Raw genomic sequence first — 18,428 nt, forward strand, 5'->3', positions numbered from 1 at the left:
AAAGGAAGGAATGAATGATTTTTGAAAGGAATAATTTTAGCGGGCGGAAGCGGCACACGACTTTATCCATTAACTAAAGCAGTATCAAAACAACTTATGCCAATTTATGATAAGCCAATGATTTATTATCCACTATCAACATTAATGTTGGCGGGCATTAAGGATATTTTGATTATATCCACGCCTACTGATACGCCTCGGTTCGAGCAATTATTGGGTGACGGTAGCGAATTAGGATTGCAGATTGAATACGAAGTCCAAGAAAGTCCAGATGGTTTAGCACAAGCTTTTATTTTAGGCGAAGAATTTATTGGTGAAGATTCTGTTTGCTTAATCTTAGGTGATAACATTTATTATGGTAGTGGCTTATCAAAAATGCTTCAACGTGCTGCTTCCAAAGAAAAGGGCGCAACAGTATTTGGTTATCATGTCAATGATCCAGAACGTTTTGGTGTTGTCGATTTTGATGCAGATATGAAAGCTGTCTCTATAGAAGAAAAACCCGATTTTCCGAAAAGTAATTATGCTGTGACAGGACTTTATTTCTATGATAACAATGTGATTGAGATTGCTAAAAATATTAAGCCATCTCCGCGAGGTGAGTTAGAAATAACAGATGTCAACAAAGCTTACTTAGAAAAAGGACAGCTAGATGTCGAGATAATGGGTCGGGGATTTGCTTGGTTGGATACGGGAACTCATGAGTCACTATTAGAAGCATCTACCTTTATCGAAACAATTGAAAAGCGACAAAATCTGAAGGTTGCTTGTCTAGAGGAAATCGCATACCGTATGGGATATATTACCCGTAAACAATTAATAGGACTAGCACAACCATTGAAGAAAAATGGTTATGGACAATATTTACTTCGTCTAGCTGAATCTGAAAATATATAGGAGATGAACCGGTGAAAGTAATTGAAACAAATTTACAAGATGTGAAAATCATTGAAACAGCTGTTTTTGGAGATCATCGAGGTTTCTTTACAGAGAGTTACTCAAAAGAAACATTCAACAAGACAGGAATCATGATTGATTTTATCCAAGACAATCATTCGTTGTCTGTTGAACCAGGTGTTTTACGGGGGATGCATTTCCAAACGCCAGATAAAGCACAAACAAAATTAGTCCGTGCGACAACGGGAGCTATTTACGATGTTTTGGTTGACATAAGAATAGGTTCGCCGACTTATGGCAAATGGGAAGGCTATATTTTAAGTGAATACAATCACCGTCAACTATTGGTTCCGAAGGGCTTTGCACATGGATTTGTGACCTTAACTCCCAATTGTAACGTCCAATATAAGGTAGATGAGTATTATTCAAAAGAACACGACGGTGGAATTGCTTTTGACGATCCAGCGATTGGAATAGAATGGCCTATGCCTATGGATAAATTAGTTTTATCTGAAAAAGATACTCAACATCCAACACTAGCTGGATTGAATAATCCATTTATATATGGTGAGATTTAATTGCGAGGAGATTAGTAAAATGAAAAATATCATCGTGACAGGTGGCGCAGGATTCATTGGTTCGAATTTTGTCCACTATGTCGTAGCAAATCATCCGGAAGTTCATGTGACTGTCCTTGACAAGTTGACCTATGCGGGAAATAAAGAAAACTTAGCAGGTCTACCAACAGATCGAGTAGAATTGATTGTAGGAGATATTGTTGATGCTGACTTAGTAGATAGATTAGTAAAAGATACGGATGCGGTTGTGCATTATGCGGCTGAATCCCATAATGATAATTCACTGGAAGATCCCTTTCCGTTTGTTCAAACAAATATTATAGGGACTTACACATTAATCGAGGCATGTCGTAAGTATGATGTGCATTATCATCATGTTTCCACTGATGAAGTTTATGGTGACTTAGCTTTACGGGAAGACCTTCCGGGTCATGGAGAGGGTCCCGGTGAAAAATTCACAGCGGACACTCCTTATAATCCATCCAGTCCTTATTCATCCACAAAAGCGGGATCCGATTTGTTGGTGAAAGCATGGGTTCGTTCATTTGGACTAAAAGCTACCCTTTCGAATTGTTCCAATAACTATGGTCCGTATCAACACATTGAGAAATTTATTCCTCGACAAATTACCAATATTTTGTCAGGGATTCGTCCAAAACTATACGGCGAAGGTAAAAATGTGCGGGATTGGATTCATACCAATGATCATTCTTCAGCTGTATGGACAATTCTTACGAAAGGCCGTATCGGAGAAACGTATTTAATTGGTGCTGATGGCGAAGAAAACAATAAAAAAGTTTTAGAGATGATTCTTGAACTGATGGATCAGCCGGCAGATGCTTATGATCATGTAGTAGACCGTGCTGGTCACGACTTGCGCTATGCGATTGACTCTTCCGCGCTTCGAGAAGAGCTGGGATGGACTCCGCAATTCACTGATTTTAAAGAGGGATTAAGAGATACTATTAGATGGTATACTGAAAATAAAAAATGGTGGTTAGCTGAAAAAGAGGCAGTAGAAGAAAAATACGCAAAAAACAACCAATAATGATTAAAAAAGGGGGTAGGTGAACATACCTATCTCCTTTTTTTAGGAGGAAAGCTAGATGATTTTGATTACAGGGGCTAACGGTCAACTGGGAACTGAATTACGAAAATTCTTGGACGAAAAAGAGATTACTTATGTTGCTACTGATTCTTCAGAAATGGATATCACCGATAAAACTCAAATAAGGACTATTTTTGAAGAAGTAAAACCTGAATTAGTCTATCACTGTGCAGCCTATACAGCAGTAGATAAGGCGGAAGATGAAGGTAAAGGGCTAAGTGAACAGATAAATATAGAGGGAACACGTAATTTAGCAGAAGTGGCAGAAGAAGCAGGTACTACCGTTGTATATATCAGTACAGACTACGTTTTCGACGGTACGAAGGAAGAAGAATACACGGTAGACGATTTGGCAAATCCAAAAAATGAATATGGCCGTACCAAGTATTTGGGAGAAAAAATAATTCAGAGCATCTGTTCAAACTATTATATTATTCGTACTTCTTGGGTGTTTGGAGAGTTCGGTCATAACTTTGTATATACTATGCGTGCTTTAGCAAAAACACATTCGAGCTTAACCGTTGTGAATGATCAGTACGGTCGTCCGACTTGGACAAGAACGTTGGCGGAGTTCATGGTTCACTTAACAAGTATGCAAGCAGAGTACGGAATCTATCATTTATCAAATGACAATAGTTGTACATGGTATGAGTTTGCGAAGGAAATACTAAAGGATTCTGATGTGGAAATCCTTCCTGTAAATTCAGATCAGTATCCGCAAAAAGCATATCGACCAAAACATTCTATAATGGATCTAAGCAAAGCGAAAGCTACGGGGTTTCAAATACCAACATGGCAAGAGTCCTTGTCACAATTTCTATCAAGTCTCCGAAAACTTTAATAAAAAAGTTTAGCGAAGGATTGTCAACTACCAGGTCAAGTCTTTTTTTTACGTTTCTGTTAAATTATTGATTTTATGCTTTAGTATTTTTAAAAATTAAACTATACTAGAGACTAATATAGTCAATAATTATTTTGCAAAAATTGATAGAAAGAGGACTTATTTATATATGAGCATGAGCAGAAAAGATACACAACAGATAAAAAGAAGAAGGCGAAGGATACTTTTTATATCCATTAGTTTATTTCTTGTGATCTATACAGCAGGCTGGATGATCTATAATCAAGTAAATAACACCGCAAATAATATTTTTAATGATATAAGCATCAATGATAAAAGAGACGGAAGCAAAATTGTTATCGATGCAACTCAACCAATATCTTTTGCCTTTCTGGGTGTTGATAATGGAACGATCGATCGAGCTGATGAACCAGGGCGATCAGACGCGATTTTAATCGGAACCATTAATCCCAATACAAAGAAAACAACACTGGTGAGTATTCCTCGAGACACATACGCATTAATGGATGGTTATGAAACAGAGGGCGACTGGTTGTTTTATGACAAATTAACACATGCCTATGCATTCGGTGATGCTGAGATGGCAATTAATTCCATTCAAGAGTTGATTAACATCCCCATCGATTATTATGTAGAAGTGAACATGACTGGCTTGATTGATATGGTGGATGCTATTGACGGTATTGAAGTAACGAGCCCACTTACTTTCGATTACCAAGGGAACTATTTTACTGAGGGAGAAACTCGTATTTTAAATGGAACAGAAGCCTTAGCTTTCTCTCGGATGAGAAAGACAGATCCAGAAGGGGATTTTGGCAGGCAGAAGCGAGAAAAGTTAGTAATTGAAGCAATTATTGCTAAAGGATTAAGCTTTGATTCGATAAAAAATTACCAATCTGTTTTACGGACCATGGAGGATAATGTAAAAACGAATCTATCGTTCAATGAGATTACATATTTATTAGGCGGTTACCGGAATGCTCTGGGAAACATTCAACAAGACAATCTAGTTGGAGAAGAAATGTGGTTGGATGAAATTTACTATCTATATGCCAACCCGGAAGATCGTCTGGAACTTTCTAATCAATTACGAAGAGAGCTTGAATTAAATGAAATTGAAATGGAAGATTTAGCTTTATCCGATACTGATTTGTATTATTTAAATCCTTACTATGTCGAAGATCCTTATTATGAAGAAGAGACATATTATGAAGTTGACTCTTCTTATCAAGAGGATTATGTCTCAGAAGATGTTTATGAATATTAATGAATTGGATGTGTGGAAATGGGAGAAGAGAGACGGTATCGCAGTAAGAAAAAGAAAAGAACAGGCTTAAAAGTAACGCTATTTATTTTACTGGCTGTGGTCGTTGCAGGAGGAGCTTATTTAATAAATGTGTATAGACATGTAAATAATGCTACTGATGAAATCTATAAACCAGTTGCAGAAGGAGAAGTAGATTCAATCAGGGGAAGCGCTGTTACTTTAAGCAGTAAAGAACCTATATCTATTTTGCTGCTTGGGATCGATTCTGGAGACTTAGGCCGAACAGAACAAGGGCGTTCTGACTCGATAATGATTGCGACAGTTAATCCAAATACAAAGAAAACAACCCTGATGAGTATCCCACGTGATACCTATACAGAAATTGTTGGGCATGGAACATGGGATAAAATTAACCATGCTTATGCTTTTGGCGGAACTGGAATGTCGATTAATACTGTCCAAACCATGTTGGATATCCCGATTGATTATTATGTGACGGTTAATATGGCTGGCATTCAAGAAATTGTGGATGCAGTTGACGGGATTGATGTAGTGAGTCCCTTAACCTTTAATTACGAGGGGTATCAGTTCTATGAGGGACAAATTGCTCATATGGATGGCGAAACTGCGCTAGCATTTTCACGGATGCGATATGAAGATTCAGATGGGGATATGGGACGTCAAAGAAGACAGCAATTGATTATTGAAGGAGTCATTGATAAAGTAATCAGTCCATCGACACTGTTTAACTATCAAAATATTTTAGGATCCTTATCTAATAACGTCCAAACCAATTTCCAAATGGCTGACTACTTACAGCTGCAATCAAATGATTATTTAGCAGCAGCTGGAAACATTGTTTCTGAACAAGTGGGTGGCTCAGGTTCCACATTAGATGATGGTATTTGGTATTATTTCGTACCAGATGATGAATTGTACCGGATTCAGTCATTATTACGAACTGAGTTAGAATTAGACTAATATAACAGAGGGAAGAGTGGTAAAATGGCAGTATTAGTAACCGGTGGAGCAGGCTATATTGGCAGTCATACAGTAGTTGAATTATTGAATGAAGGCCATGAAGTCGTGATTGTTGATAATTATTCCAATAGTAAGCCAGAAGTTTTAAACCGCATCAAACAAATTACGGGTAAAGAGTTTACTTTTTATGAAGCAGATTTATTAGATAAGGCAGCTTTAGAAGAAATTTTTTCAAAAGAATCAATCGATTCCGTGATTCACTTTGCAGGATTTAAAGCTGTTGGAGAATCAGTAGCAATGCCGATTGAGTATTATCACAATAACATTACGGGTACACTCATCTTACTGGATGTTATGAGAGCAAATAACGTTAAGAAAATCGTCTTCAGCTCTTCCGCTACTGTATATGGTATGAACAATGTTTCACCATTAACAGAGGATATGGCAACCAGTGCAACAAATCCCTATGGATACACAAAAGTAATGATTGAACAGATTTTACAAGATGTATATGTTTCAGACAATAAATGGGATATTGCTTTATTACGCTATTTTAACCCGATTGGTGCACATGAATCTGCTTTGATTGGTGAAGATCCTTCAGGTATTCCAAATAATTTAATGCCTTATATCACACAAGTTGCTATTGGAAAGAGACCACAATTGAGTGTCTTCGGTGATGATTATGATACGCCAGATGGTACAGGTGTACGAGATTATATTCATGTTGTAGATTTGGCAAAAGGACATCTAAAGGCTTTGGAGAGTTTTGCCAGCTTACCAGGGGTAGGAATCTATAACTTGGGTACTGGCGTAGGCTATAGTGTTCTCGATTTAGTTAATAATTTCCAAAAAGCCAATGACGTTGAAATTCCTTATGTGATTGCAGATCGTCGACCAGGAGATATCGGAACTTGCTATGCAGATGCAAGCCGCGCAGAAAAAATATTGAACTGGAAAACAGAAAAAGACCTAGAAGATATGTGCCGTGATTCATGGAATTGGCAAAAGAATAATCCTAATGGATACGATGTTTATTAAATCTTCAAGTTTTAGAACTCCTCAAGACGGTAGTCAGAGGGGTTCTTACTTTGTATTTAATGAAGAAAGATAGTGAATTCCAAAAAAATGTGAAGTTTATGGTTAAGGAAGGGGTATTTATTAAATATTATTTCATTTATAAGTATGAGAGAATATAAGTAGATATATTGGAATTAATAAATATATAAATTTTTTAAAGGAGAAAAAATATATGCATTTATATGAAGGATTAGTATCAAGAAAAGAAAATATAGCATTAGTCGGTTTAGGTTATGTAGGGATGCCTATCGCAGTTTCTTTCGCGGAGAAAGTGAATGTCATCGGATTCGACACAAATCGTCATAAAATTGATTTATACAAAAAAGGGTTTGATCCAACCAATGAAGTGGGCGACGAAGTTATCAAAGAGACATCTGTAGACTTTACAGCAGACGAGGAACGTTTGAAAGAAGCTAAATTTATCATAGTAGCAGTTCCAACACCTATCAATCAAGATAAGACGCCTGATTTGTCTCCAGTTGAAGGGGCAACAAGAATGGTCGGCAGGAACTTGACAAAGGGAGCTGTTGTTGTTTACGAATCAACAGTGTATCCAGGGGTTACAGAAGATATTTGTATTCCATTGTTAGAAGAGGAATCTGGTTTGACTTGTGGAGTAGATTTTAAAGTAGGATACTCACCAGAGCGTATCAATCCAGGTGACAAGGTCCATCGTCTGGAAAACATTATAAAGATTGTATCTGGAATGGATGAGGAAAGTCTAGAGTTAATTGCAAAGGTGTACGAATTAGTGATTGAAGTAGGTGTACACAGAGCAAGTAGCATTAAAGTTGCTGAGGCAGCAAAAGTCGTAGAAAATAGTCAGCGTGATATTAACATTGCCTTCATGAATGAACTAGCAATGGCGTTTGATCGTATGGGCATTAACACGATGGAAGTAGTAGAAGCGATGAACACAAAATGGAATTCATTAGGCTTCACACCAGGTTTAGTAGGAGGGCACTGTATTGGTGTCGATCCCTATTATTTTGTTTATGAAGCAGAAAAGTTGGGTTACCATTCACAGATTGTTCTTGCAGGACGTCGAATTAATGACGGTATGGGGGATTTTATTACCGATGCGATTATTAAGAAGCTAGTGCTAGCTGGCAAGAAAGTTCGCGATGCGCGTGTGGGAGTATTCGGACTAACTTTTAAAGAAAATACACCTGATATTCGTAACACCAAAGTGACAGATATTATTAATGGATTGCGTACATACGGAATTGAACCAATTGTAACAGATCCTGTAGCAGATATCGAGGAAGCTGCAAAAGAATACAACATCCAAATGGTTTCGCCAGAGAAAATAGAAAATTTAGATTGTATTGTTTTAGCTGTGACACATGATGAATATAAAAAAATGGTCTTTACTGATTTTGAAAAATACTTTGCGGATATCGAAAATAATGAAAAAGTATTTGTAGATGTCAAGAGTATGCTCAATCAACAAGAAGTAGAGGAAAAAGGTTACTTGTATTGGAGTTTATAAAAATTTAATACATTGAGAAGACATCTAAGTTATTCTAAAAATAGCTTAGATGTCTTTCTTATTGACTAAGAAGTTTGATATAATGAAAAAGATAACAAAGGAAAGAGGGGTCAGCATGCAAAAAATTAGAAAAGCTGTTCTTCCTGCTGCGGGCTTAGGAACACGCTTTTTACCAGCCACAAAAGCAATGGCGAAAGAAATGATGCCAGTAGTAGATACACCTAGTATTCAATATGTTGTTGAAGAAGCTATTAAAAGCGGCATCGAAGAAATTTTGATTATTACGGGTAAGGGAAAAAATGCCATTGAAGATCACTTTGATGCGAATATTTCTTTAGAAAATAATTTGATTGAAAAGAATAAAGATGCTTTGTTAGAAAAAGTTCAATCAACAACCATTCCGTCCATTCATTATGTAAGACAAGCGTATCCGCAAGGATTAGGAGATGCGATTCTGCAGGCACGACCTTTTATTGGGAATGAACCTTTTGCGGTATTATTAGGAGACGATATTATGCCTAATCCGGTACCTTTAACAAAAACGTTGATGGAATTATCTGAGAAGTACGATAAAGGCGTGATTGCGACCATTCAGATCCCGAAAGAAAAAGCAGATCGTTTTGGAATGATTGATATTGAAGGCGAGATAGAACCGCATGTATTCAACACAAAACATCTGGTTGAAAAACCGAAACCAGAAGAAACACCAAGCAACTTGGGAATTGTGGGAAGATATATTCTACCTCCAGAAATATTTGATATTTTAAAAGAACAAGAACCGGATGCTGGAAATGAAGTCCAGCTAACAGATGCGCTGGAAACGTTAAATAAACGTAATTCTCTATTAGCCTATGAATATACTGGTACGCGCTACGATGTCGGAGATAAATATGGCATGCTGATCGCAAATATTGAAATGGGCTTAGAACATGAAGAAACTTCTGAGAAAATGCATGAACACATTATTAAATTGGCAAAAAAACTAAACAGCTGAAAGCGAGCGAACATGAGATGAATATTACTGTAGTAGGAACCGGGTACGTAGGATTATCAAATGCCATTCTATTAGCACAACATAATAAAGTAATTGCTTTGGATGTAATTGAAGAAAAAGTGGATTTGATTAATAATAAAAAATCACCCATCGTGGATAATGAGATCGAAGAATATCTAGCAACCAAGGAATTAGATTTAATTGCAACAACCGATAAAACGATTGCCTACCGCGATGCAGACTTCGTGGTAATTGCTACTCCGACGAACTACGATGACAAGAAAAACTTCTTCGATACATCAACAGTTGAAGGCGTGATTGAAGATGTTTTAGAATGGAAGCCAGATGCAACAATGATTATCAAATCAACAGTTCCAGTTGGTTATGTTCGAGAAGTAAAAGCGAAATACGAAACAGATAACATCATCTTTTCACCGGAATTTTTACGTGAAGGAAAAGCACTCTATGATAACCTGTATCCATCACGTATTATCGTGGGGGAAGAGTCTGAAACGGCACAGAAATTCGCTGATTTACTAGTAGAAGGTGCATTAAAGGAAGACATAGCTGTAAAGTTGATGAATTCTACTGAAGCAGAAGCGGTTAAACTATTTGCTAATACCTATCTAGCTTTACGTGTAGCTTACTTCAATGAATTAGATACCTATGCAGAAGTAAGAGGATTAGATTCAAAATCAATCATTGAGGGAGTCGGGCTAGATCCTCGTATTGGAACCCACTACAACAATCCTTCATTTGGTTACGGCGGTTACTGCTTGCCAAAAGATACCAAGCAATTGTTGGCAAATTATGATGACGTTCCAAACAACTTAATCCAAGCGGTAGTAGAATCAAACCGTACACGTAAAGATCATGTTGCAGATATGGTATTGAAGAAAAATCCAGAAGTTGTCGGTGTATACCGCCTGACAATGAAATCTGGTTCGGATAATTTCCGTTCATCTTCCATCCAAGGAATCATGAAACGAATCAAAGCAAAAGGAATTGAAGTCGTTGTATATGAACCAGCACTGAAGGAAGAGACTTTCTTCAAGTCACGTGTCATTCGGGACTTAGAAGAATTCAAACAAATTTCGGATGTCATCATTTCAAACCGTAATGAAAAAGATTTGGAAGAGGTTATTGAGAAAGTTTATACACGTGATTTATTCCATGAAAACTAAATGTTAATTGCTAAAACAGTCTAATTTGCTAGGCTGTTTTTCTTTTAAAGAAGAACCTTATTTAAAAATAGAATAGTGATGAAAATGATAGTCAAGTCCATAATCCTGTGTAAAATACTATACAATGTTTCAACTGTTTCTTACTGTTCAAATTTAATGTATCTTCTTGTAGAACTGAGCCATTCGTTATGGAGGTCCATAAGAACTGCTCCAATTAATCGATTAGCTGAAGCGCGGTTCGGAAAGATCCGAATAATCTTTTCTCTTCTGCGTACTTCCTGGTTCAGTCTTTCAAGAAGGTTCGTACTTTTTAGGCGGTTATGGCCATGCCCGATAACCGTGTATTGAAAGGCATCTTCGAAGCCATTATCCAATGTTTCACAGGCTTTTCTATATTTAACTTGGTCAATATATTCGGCGACTAAGGCATCCTTAGCTGTCCGAGCGAGTTCAATATCCGTAAACTTAAAGATTGTTTTTACCGCTTCTCTAAACACTTTTGAGTTCTTTTTTGGGATAGAACGGAAGATGTTTCTTAGAAAATGAACCTGACATCTCTGCCAACTTGCATTGGTAAATGATTTTCGAATAGCGGACACTAACCCTTTATGAGCATCAGAAATGATGAGCTCCGTTCCTTGTAAACCTCGTTCTTTTAAGTACTCAAAGAAGCTTGACCATGTGTCCTCACTTTCTTCATTTTGAATCATGAAGCCAATGATTTCACGGTCACCATCTTTGGTTATTCCAATCGCAATGTGGCAGCTCTTAGAAAGCACTCGATTATCTTCTCTAATCTTTATATAGAGAACATCAGTCATCAGGAAAGGATCGTTTGTCTCTGAAAGCGAACGGTTCTGCCATTCGTTGACCATTGGGTCTAACTGTTCAGTAAGACTAGAAACAAAAGATTTGGATACAGATTTTCCGCACAGTTCTTCAACGATTTTAGAGACTTTACGAGTAGAAACACCTGAAACATACATCTCCAACATGGAAGCGAGTAGTGCTTTTTCATTTCGCTGATAACGCTCAAACACCGTCGGTGAAAATTCACCATCACGTGTTCTAGGAACTTTTAATTCGAGTGTACCCACACGAGTCGTAAAGTCTCGCTCATAATAGCCGTTTCTTTGACTCTGACGACTTTCTGAACGTTCATAGTCATCGGCTTGAATATATTCCGTTCGTTGATTTTCCATCAATCGGTTGAAGACGGTGGTTAAAATATTTTTAGAAACATCATCTTTTACCGAATGTTCAATAATACTTTGAATCTCTTCGTTATTCAGTGTAAAATGTACTTGGGTCGTGTAAAGTCCTCCTGGGTATGTTTTTGTGGTTAAAAACATTGTACCGTAAAAGGGCGTTTACATGGCCTTTTATCTTTTACACAATTATATGGACTTTATCAAAATGATGGATATATATCTTAAGGGAATTTTTCATTTTTTTCAGAGAATTTTTGCTATAATAGGGGAAGTTAATGATACAGATGAAAAAACGGTCTTGGATGTTTTTGCAATACTTTTTTTAAACCAAAGAAAATGTAGAGAAATTATTAAACTATTCCTTTAAGGAGAGTTACTATTAGTACTCTATCAAGTCAGTATAGTAGATTAACATGATGAAGAAGTTTATAAATATATTCAATAGAAAAAGATGTGGGGGATATAAGTGCCTGAAAAAGGAATTAAAAAAGTATCGTTTATAATGCCTATATATAATGCTGGACTTTATTTGCATCAAAGTATTGATTCCATTTTGAATCAGGATTATTCAAATATAGAAGTGATTTTAATTGACGATGGGTCATCCGATCAATCTCCAGAAATCATTAGAACTTATGTTGAAGAAGATAAACGAATAATAGCAATTTTTCAAGAAAACAATGGAGCTCCTAGTGCCCGAAATAAAGGCATTAAACGAGCTACCGGTGATTATATACAGTTTATCGATTCAGACGATTATTTAGCTGAAAATGTAACAACAAAAATGGTGGATGCAGCAGAAAAGACAGGCTCTGATATTGTCATGGCGGCGTATGATACTGTGAACGAAAAAGGAGAATATGGGAAAACAGTTGAAATACCTATTCCTAACGGAACTTACGATACAGAACAGATGAGAAGAAGATTTTCACAGGCTACATCTATGTTAGGGAATAAATTGATTTCGACTAAAATGATAAAGGACAATGAGATTTACTACTCATCTTTTCCGCAGGCACAAGATCTTAATCATTATATAAAATTGTTGCTTTATTCGCAGAAAATAACCGTATTGAATGATGTGGTATACCATTATCGTGTTAGGAGTGGTAGTATCAGTCATTCTTTTAGCCCTGTAATTATTCATACAATAAATAGTATCGAGAGTGCTGAAGAATTGTATCGGCAAAGTGGAATAAAAGATGATAAACTATTTACCAATTTGAAGTTTAAACACTACACTTTCCAGTTACAAAAAATCCCACAAATAGATGATATAAAAGATCGTCACGCTACTTTTAGGGTGTTTAAAGAAGAATTTAAAAAATTAAATTATGATTTACTTTTCCCAGAATTTAAAAAACAACATTTATTTAATCGTTTGAAATTCTTGATGGGTCCTCTCTATACAAGTAGTATTTATAGGAAATATCAAAAAAATAAAGCTAAGAAAAATATTGTGAGCTAAGGAGAATATGTATGGAAATTGGTATAGTCATTCTGAACTATCTTAACTGGCAAGATACAGTTGAATGTATTAATTCCTTGGAAAATCAAACTTATAAGGACTATCAGGTTATTGTGGTAGATAATTCTTCTACTAACGAATCTTTTAAAGAACTGTATAAGCGCTATGGGAAAGAAAATGACATCCATCTTCTTCAATCGGAGGAAAATTTAGGGTTTGCCAAAGGTAATAATATTGGTATTCTCTATTGTAAAGATATTTTAGATTTAAAAAATATTTTAGTAATTAATAATGATGTAATTTTTACTGAGCCAACCTATATTGAACATTTAGCAAACTACGAAATCGGGAATTCTGTGGGAGTAATTGGAACTAAGATTATAGGCAGTGATGGGAAAAATCAAAATCCTTCTGCTCAATTTCGTCCAAGCGCTAGGGCTGTTCTTCGCGAGCTTTCTTTTCCCTTGATTAGGAAATATCATCTATCTTGGATTTTAAAGATAGGTAGTTTTTTTAAAAAAAACATAGTAGGACAGAAGCAGACGCATAAAGTACAAGAAGAAACTTCTCACACCTCTAATTCAAAAAAACAATTTGCTTTGCATGGCTCTGCATTATATTTAACTCAAAATTATTTGAGTAAAATAAATGGTTTTTATCCTGATACCTTTTTATATTATGAAGAAGAAATATTAGCGTTGGTTTGTCATAAACTTCACTTACAAATGGTTTATACCGATGAAATTGAGATTTATCATAAAGAAGATCAGTCATCGAAGTTAAGTTTTAATAATGAAGAAGGTATAAAGTATGAAATGGGAAGAAAAAGTGTTCGGGTTGGTTTAAAAGTTAGTTTAATGAGCATCAATAAAATCAAAGCAAAAACGAATCATTATCCATATAATTTTAAAATGAAGAAAAATGATATTGAAAAAGAATATCATTTACAATCATAGAAGAGGAAACAAAATGAAAAAAATGAGAATTCTCCATTATATTCCTGGTTTTAATACCGGGGGAATTGAATCAGTCTTTTTAAATTGGTTTCGGAATATTGATTCAAAAGAAGTTGAGTTTGAATTATTAGTTAGAAACTATGATCCAGATTCTCCTTTGTTAAAAGAATATATTCGCTTAGGTGGCGTGTTACATACACTTGAGACACCTTCATTGTCTCTTAAAACCATGCTTTCTTTTCGGAAGAAAGTGCTTCGCTTTTTCTCTGAGCATAACGATTATGACTTTCTCCATGTTCATGTAGCGGATGATCCTTTTATTATTCCAATTGCAAAGGAAAAAGGAATAGCAAGAATTGGTATACATGCTCATACTACTGGATATAATGAGAGTTACAAAAGTCAGGGAATAAAAGGGAAAATTAGAACATTCAACGTAAAAGCAGCTCAACACTATATGGCCATTACACAAGTAGCAGCTGATTGGATGTTTCCGAAAGAAATACGAGGAACAAAAAAAGTAACGATTATCCATAATGGAATCAATCTTCAAGAATATGAATATAATGAATCGATTCGTGAGAAATATCGAAAAGAATTGCAAATAGAGGATTATCATACATTGATGCATGTTGGACGTTTTTCCGAAGTAAAGAATCATTTGTTCATGTTGGATGTTTTCGAAAGGGTAAAACTTCAAAAAGAAAAGAACAAACTTATTTTTGTTGGAGATGGACCGCTGTTGACCGAGATTGTTAAGGAAGTTAATAGGCGACACCTTCAAGAAGATGTGATTTTTCTAGGTGCGAGAGGTGATATTGCAGATCTCCTGCAAGCGGCAGATATCTTCTTGCTGCCATCCAAATTTGAAGGTTTAGGCTTAAGTGCTGTTGAAGCACAAGCATCGGGTCTTCCAACAATCGTATCGGATCGCGTTCCCAGAGAAGCAGCTATTACTGATTTAGTTACTTTTTTATCACTTGAAGCCCCGCTTGAAGAATGGGTAGAAACACTGACTGAAGTTAGCTATGATCCTGTTCGGAAAAATGTGTATCATGAATTTGTGGATGCTCATTACGAAATAAATCAAACAACGAATGATCTAATTGAATTTTACAAAAGTACGTTAGCATGAGGAGGTGGAAGATTGAGTGTAGAAGTATTAGTAGCTACCATGCATCAGAACGACACGAGCCTCATTCAGCAAATGAATCTACAATCTGACGCCATTATCATTAATCAAACAAACGAGTATAATTATGAAAAAATAATGAATCATTCAAACACAGTCCACATGTATTCTTTCGCAGAAAGAGGGGTTGGACTAAGTAGGAACAATGCCTTGATGCGGTCAACTGCCGATTATGCTTTACTAGCCGATGATGACATGGTTTATGTGGAACACTATCCAGAATTGGTTGAGAAAAGTTTTGAAAAGCATCCAGATGCAGATTTAATTATCTTTAATTTAGAAGAAGAAGAGCCTACTAGATATGTGATCCGTAAAGATTTTAGGGTTAGGAAAAGAAATTACATGCGCTTTGGAGCAGCACGGGTTGCTTTTCGCACGGATCGAATCAAGAAAAAAGGGATTTCTTTCCATCTTTTATTTGGTGGTGGAACTCCTCATAGTAATGGAGAAGATACCATCTTTTTGAAAGATTGTCTGGAGAAAGGTTTAAAAATTATCGCTGTACCGGTAACCATTGCCAAGTTAACAGAAGAACGCGAATCCACATGGTTTAAGGGGTATACAGAAAAATATTATCGTGATCGGGGAGCACTTTTTAAAGTGCTGTCGCCTATGTTTTATCACTTAGTAATTTTACAGTTTATCGTACGAAAATATAAAAAGAATCAAAACATGCCTTCTCGAACAAAACAATTTCAATATATGTTAGAAGGCGCAAATGAAATGAAAAATTAATCCTGGAGGTGACAAATGAAAAAACTGATTTACTTACTCGTTTTTTCAGTATTTTTAGGCACCCAGATATTGGCTCTTGATATTGGCTTTAAACTTTCTATGTATCGAATTTTGTTTTTAGGGGTATTTTGTATGTTTTCAGTCATGTTTATTAATAATGACCAACGTTTACGATTTTACCCAAAGAAGCTAAGCAGTACCTATACATTATTCTATACTCTTTGGTTGCTTTATTCTTTATTATCCGTAGTATGGAGTCAAAACTTAGCTGGTTGGACAAAAGCAAATATCTTCATAGGAATCGGTGTGTTTACGATAATCTTTATTCATTTATTTATAAAAGAGGAAAAAGATATCTTGAATTTATTCCGAAGCGTAGGAGCAGGGGTAGCCATTCATATTTTTATAGGTTTAGCTGAAATTATTACTGGCAAGTATCTATGGGCGAGTGACCATTTCATGACAAAGTATCGACCGGCTTCTCAAACCATTTTTTCGAGGATTCCTATTTCCATATATCCAAACCAAAATGATTATGCCACAATGTTGTTAATGGGGTCTTTTATAATTATATTTTTATTTCGAAATGCGAAGAGAGTTTATGCAAAGATCGGATATTTTATCTTACTAACACTCTGTTTTATGCTTATTTATCAAACAGAATCGCGTGGTAATCTTCTTGCTTTTTTCATAGGGATAGGGGCAATGTTATTGACATACTTCAGTAGGGTTATTACGAAAAAAGGTATTTTCCTTACCTTCATTACAGCAGGCGGACTAGGAACCATCTTCGTTATTGCAAGTGAAAGCATTCGTGGGAAAATAAGCGGAATAATTTCTCTTATTTCGGGAAATGTCATTTATGATAATAGCTCAAATATGACTAGAGTGAATTTAATAAAAAATGGTTTTTATTTTTTACGTGATACGCTAGGATTTGGTGTAGGAGCAGGCAATATTGAACATTGGATGAAGACGAATGCATTTTTTCAAGTGGGAGATAAGAGTAATATGCATAACTGGTGGATGGAAATCTTGACAGGATATGGGGTTTTCATATTTGTCTTGTATGTACTAGTCTATGCAAGCATGCTTCAAAGAGCCTACCAGTATTATCGATATAGCAAGGATGCATTTGTAAGAAATGCGTCTTTATCAATTATCGGTTACCTCGCAGCCTTTACACTTTCTTCCATATCGTCTGCGAGCAATATAATCAACGAATGGCAATGGGTGATATTCGGTATCATTATCGCGTTTTTCTCCTATTGTGAGTCCCTTGGAATAAAAAAAGAACAAGTAAGTTATATTACCCAGAAAAAAAATAATGAAATGATAAGAGATTTCGTAGGAGGCCAACATGGATAGCCATACATTAGTAAAAGAAATAAAAAGGTTACTGATAACAAATAAAAAACGAGCTTTGCTTTTTGCCATTGTTTTCTCTTTGTTATTATTTGCTATGCAACTAGTACCCATAATAACGACGCAAATTAGTTTAAGAAATAGTGATAATGAAAAAACTTCAGAAACTGCTGATTCAGAAAATCCAGCGATTTTTGAAATGTACATTGAGTATGAAAATGGCAGTGTCTATACAAATACTTTGCTTCTTGAGGAAGCAATGAAAACAGATGCAAATATTCAAGCAGCTGAAGAAGCAACAGGTGTTGAAATTAGTGATTTAATAGAAATGGAAGAAAAAACGAACTATCCAAAAACAGCTCGTGATCGTGGTGTGTTAGGAGCTTCTCGTAATGAAGCATCGAATATTTGGGTGTTTAGTTCACGGGTTGGAACTGAGAAAGAGAATCTTGCTGTAGTTAAGTTTTTCTATGAGTTAGTAGAGACTGACGGATTAGACTTGCTGAACAATAAAGAAACGTACATTATTTCCGAACCAAGAATTTTAACAGACGAAGACTTATCAAATCCTGAATCACTTGTAACTCAAAATGAGAAAGTTGTGACATTTAACATTAAAAATCTAGTGATTTCAGCTGGGATTTCGATAGTAGGCGGCATTATGGCTGCAGTATTCCTTCTTTTCTTGCAGCCATTCTTTAATAAAAAAATAAAGTATGCATTTAATTACAATTGGAATGAAGAGGATATTTTTGTTATGGTTGAAAGCGAGAATCAAGCTGGATTGGAAAGAGCCGTATTATTACCCCAATCTACAAATAAAGTATTATTGGTACAAGAGAAGAATGAAAAACTCGATTTGTCTTCCTATAGCGAAAAGGGATTGCAAATTATTGATGATATTACCAAGTTAAATCTAGATAAAGAAGTCGATGAAGTTGTTATCCTTATTCAACCTGACGTAACTGACAGGACTTGGTACAATGAACAACGTGAATTATTAAAAGTTTATAGAAAGCCATTGAAGGTTATCCAAGTTAACGATGGAATTTTATAGA

General features: G+C 35.7%; 17 protein-coding genes. 16 read left to right on the forward strand and 1 reads right to left on the reverse strand.

Annotated elements, in window-relative coordinates:
* Positions 1-21 precede the first annotated feature (21 nt).
* From rfbA to EJN90_RS09930, 10 genes are all read left to right on the forward strand, one after another.
* The gene (gene rfbA, locus EJN90_RS09885) at positions 22-897 is read left to right on the forward strand and encodes a glucose-1-phosphate thymidylyltransferase RfbA (protein WP_126110799.1); all 876 of its coding nucleotides are present in this window, start codon (positions 22-24) and stop codon (positions 895-897) included.
* Positions 898-908: 11 nt separating this feature from the next.
* Complete coding sequence (rfbC, locus tag EJN90_RS09890; protein WP_126110801.1) at positions 909-1,475, forward strand: dTDP-4-dehydrorhamnose 3,5-epimerase; 567 nt, start codon at positions 909-911, stop codon at positions 1,473-1,475.
* Positions 1,476-1,494: 19 nt separating this feature from the next.
* Positions 1,495-2,523 (forward strand): dTDP-glucose 4,6-dehydratase, encoded by a 1,029-nt coding sequence (gene rfbB / locus EJN90_RS09895; protein WP_126110803.1) that lies wholly within the window; start codon positions 1,495-1,497, stop codon positions 2,521-2,523.
* 58 nt (positions 2,524-2,581) lie between these two features.
* Positions 2,582-3,424, forward strand: a complete 843-nt coding sequence (gene rfbD / locus EJN90_RS09900; RefSeq protein WP_126110805.1) for a dTDP-4-dehydrorhamnose reductase — start codon at positions 2,582-2,584, stop codon at positions 3,422-3,424.
* 271 nt (positions 3,425-3,695) lie between these two features.
* On the forward strand, positions 3,696-4,712 hold the full coding sequence (locus EJN90_RS09905; protein ID WP_164544057.1) for an LCP family glycopolymer transferase: 1,017 nt from the start codon (positions 3,696-3,698) through the stop codon (positions 4,710-4,712).
* An 18-nt stretch (positions 4,713-4,730) separates the two neighbouring features.
* Positions 4,731-5,693, forward strand: coding sequence for an LCP family glycopolymer transferase (locus EJN90_RS09910; protein WP_126110809.1), 963 nt, complete (start codon positions 4,731-4,733; stop codon positions 5,691-5,693).
* Positions 5,694-5,717: 24 nt separating this feature from the next.
* Positions 5,718-6,734, forward strand: a complete 1,017-nt coding sequence (gene galE / locus EJN90_RS09915) for a UDP-glucose 4-epimerase GalE (RefSeq protein ID WP_126110811.1) — start codon at positions 5,718-5,720, stop codon at positions 6,732-6,734.
* A gap of 211 nt (positions 6,735-6,945) precedes the next feature.
* Positions 6,946-8,265 carry a nucleotide sugar dehydrogenase gene (locus EJN90_RS09920; RefSeq protein ID WP_126110813.1) on the forward strand — a complete coding sequence of 440 codons (1,320 nt, stop codon included), beginning with the start codon at positions 6,946-6,948 and terminating at the stop codon, positions 8,263-8,265.
* A 115-nt stretch (positions 8,266-8,380) separates the two neighbouring features.
* The gene (galU, locus tag EJN90_RS09925) at positions 8,381-9,259 is read left to right on the forward strand and encodes a UTP--glucose-1-phosphate uridylyltransferase GalU (protein ID WP_126110815.1); all 879 of its coding nucleotides are present in this window, start codon (positions 8,381-8,383) and stop codon (positions 9,257-9,259) included.
* Between the two features lie 17 nt (positions 9,260-9,276).
* Complete coding sequence (locus EJN90_RS09930; protein ID WP_126110817.1) at positions 9,277-10,443, forward strand: nucleotide sugar dehydrogenase; 1,167 nt, start codon at positions 9,277-9,279, stop codon at positions 10,441-10,443.
* A gap of 140 nt (positions 10,444-10,583) precedes the next feature.
* On the opposite strand, the gene EJN90_RS09935 is transcribed toward EJN90_RS09930, so the two are convergent.
* Positions 10,584-11,795: an IS256 family transposase gene (locus EJN90_RS09935; RefSeq protein WP_126110819.1), complete on the reverse strand. Its 1,212-nt coding sequence runs from the start codon at positions 11,793-11,795 to the stop codon at positions 10,584-10,586.
* A gap of 325 nt (positions 11,796-12,120) precedes the next feature.
* Here EJN90_RS09935 and EJN90_RS09940 point away from each other — a divergent pair, with 325 nt between their 5' ends.
* The 6 genes from EJN90_RS09940 to EJN90_RS09965 are packed head-to-tail and all read left to right on the forward strand — an operon-like array spanning position 12,121 to position 18,427.
* Positions 12,121-13,122, forward strand: a complete 1,002-nt coding sequence (locus EJN90_RS09940) for a glycosyltransferase family 2 protein (protein ID WP_126110821.1) — start codon at positions 12,121-12,123, stop codon at positions 13,120-13,122.
* Between the two features lie 11 nt (positions 13,123-13,133).
* The gene (locus EJN90_RS09945) at positions 13,134-14,078 is read left to right on the forward strand and encodes a glycosyltransferase (protein ID WP_126110823.1); all 945 of its coding nucleotides are present in this window, start codon (positions 13,134-13,136) and stop codon (positions 14,076-14,078) included.
* Between the two features lie 13 nt (positions 14,079-14,091).
* The gene (locus EJN90_RS09950; RefSeq protein ID WP_164544058.1) at positions 14,092-15,213 is read left to right on the forward strand and encodes a glycosyltransferase; all 1,122 of its coding nucleotides are present in this window, start codon (positions 14,092-14,094) and stop codon (positions 15,211-15,213) included.
* 12 nt (positions 15,214-15,225) lie between these two features.
* On the forward strand, positions 15,226-16,005 hold the full coding sequence (locus EJN90_RS09955) for a glycosyltransferase family A protein (protein WP_126110827.1): 780 nt from the start codon (positions 15,226-15,228) through the stop codon (positions 16,003-16,005).
* 15 nt (positions 16,006-16,020) lie between these two features.
* Positions 16,021-17,373: an O-antigen ligase family protein gene (locus tag EJN90_RS09960; RefSeq protein ID WP_126110829.1), complete on the forward strand. Its 1,353-nt coding sequence runs from the start codon at positions 16,021-16,023 to the stop codon at positions 17,371-17,373.
* Positions 17,366-18,427 (forward strand): hypothetical protein, encoded by a 1,062-nt coding sequence (locus EJN90_RS09965; protein ID WP_126110831.1) that lies wholly within the window; start codon positions 17,366-17,368, stop codon positions 18,425-18,427. Before EJN90_RS09960 ends, EJN90_RS09965 begins: the two co-directional genes overlap by 8 nt.
* The last annotated feature ends 1 nt before the right edge of the window (position 18,428 follow it).

The organism is Jeotgalibaca ciconiae (assembly GCF_003955755.1).
GTDB lineage: Bacteria > Bacillota > Bacilli > Lactobacillales > Aerococcaceae > Jeotgalibaca > Jeotgalibaca ciconiae.

Coding starts and splice junctions, on each gene's coding strand:
- galE (WP_126110811.1), top strand. CDS start 5,718: ATGGCAGTATTAGTAACCGGTGGAGCAGGCTATATTGGCAGTCATACA.
- rfbB (WP_126110803.1), top strand. CDS start 1,495: ATGAAAAATATCATCGTGACAGGTGGCGCAGGATTCATTGGTTCGAAT.
- EJN90_RS09960 (WP_126110829.1), top strand. CDS start 16,021: ATGAAAAAACTGATTTACTTACTCGTTTTTTCAGTATTTTTAGGCACC.
- rfbD (WP_126110805.1), top strand. CDS start 2,582: ATGATTTTGATTACAGGGGCTAACGGTCAACTGGGAACTGAATTACGA.
- EJN90_RS09965 (WP_126110831.1), top strand. CDS start 17,366: ATGGATAGCCATACATTAGTAAAAGAAATAAAAAGGTTACTGATAACA.
- EJN90_RS09945 (WP_126110823.1), top strand. CDS start 13,134: ATGGAAATTGGTATAGTCATTCTGAACTATCTTAACTGGCAAGATACA.
- EJN90_RS09935 (WP_126110819.1), bottom strand. CDS start 11,795: ATGTTTTTAACCACAAAAACATACCCAGGAGGACTTTACACGACCCAA.
- galU (WP_126110815.1), top strand. CDS start 8,381: ATGCAAAAAATTAGAAAAGCTGTTCTTCCTGCTGCGGGCTTAGGAACA.
- EJN90_RS09950 (WP_164544058.1), top strand. CDS start 14,092: ATGAAAAAAATGAGAATTCTCCATTATATTCCTGGTTTTAATACCGGG.
- EJN90_RS09920 (WP_126110813.1), top strand. CDS start 6,946: ATGCATTTATATGAAGGATTAGTATCAAGAAAAGAAAATATAGCATTA.
- EJN90_RS09905 (WP_164544057.1), top strand. CDS start 3,696: ATGATCTATAATCAAGTAAATAACACCGCAAATAATATTTTTAATGAT.
- EJN90_RS09910 (WP_126110809.1), top strand. CDS start 4,731: ATGGGAGAAGAGAGACGGTATCGCAGTAAGAAAAAGAAAAGAACAGGC.
- EJN90_RS09930 (WP_126110817.1), top strand. CDS start 9,277: ATGAATATTACTGTAGTAGGAACCGGGTACGTAGGATTATCAAATGCC.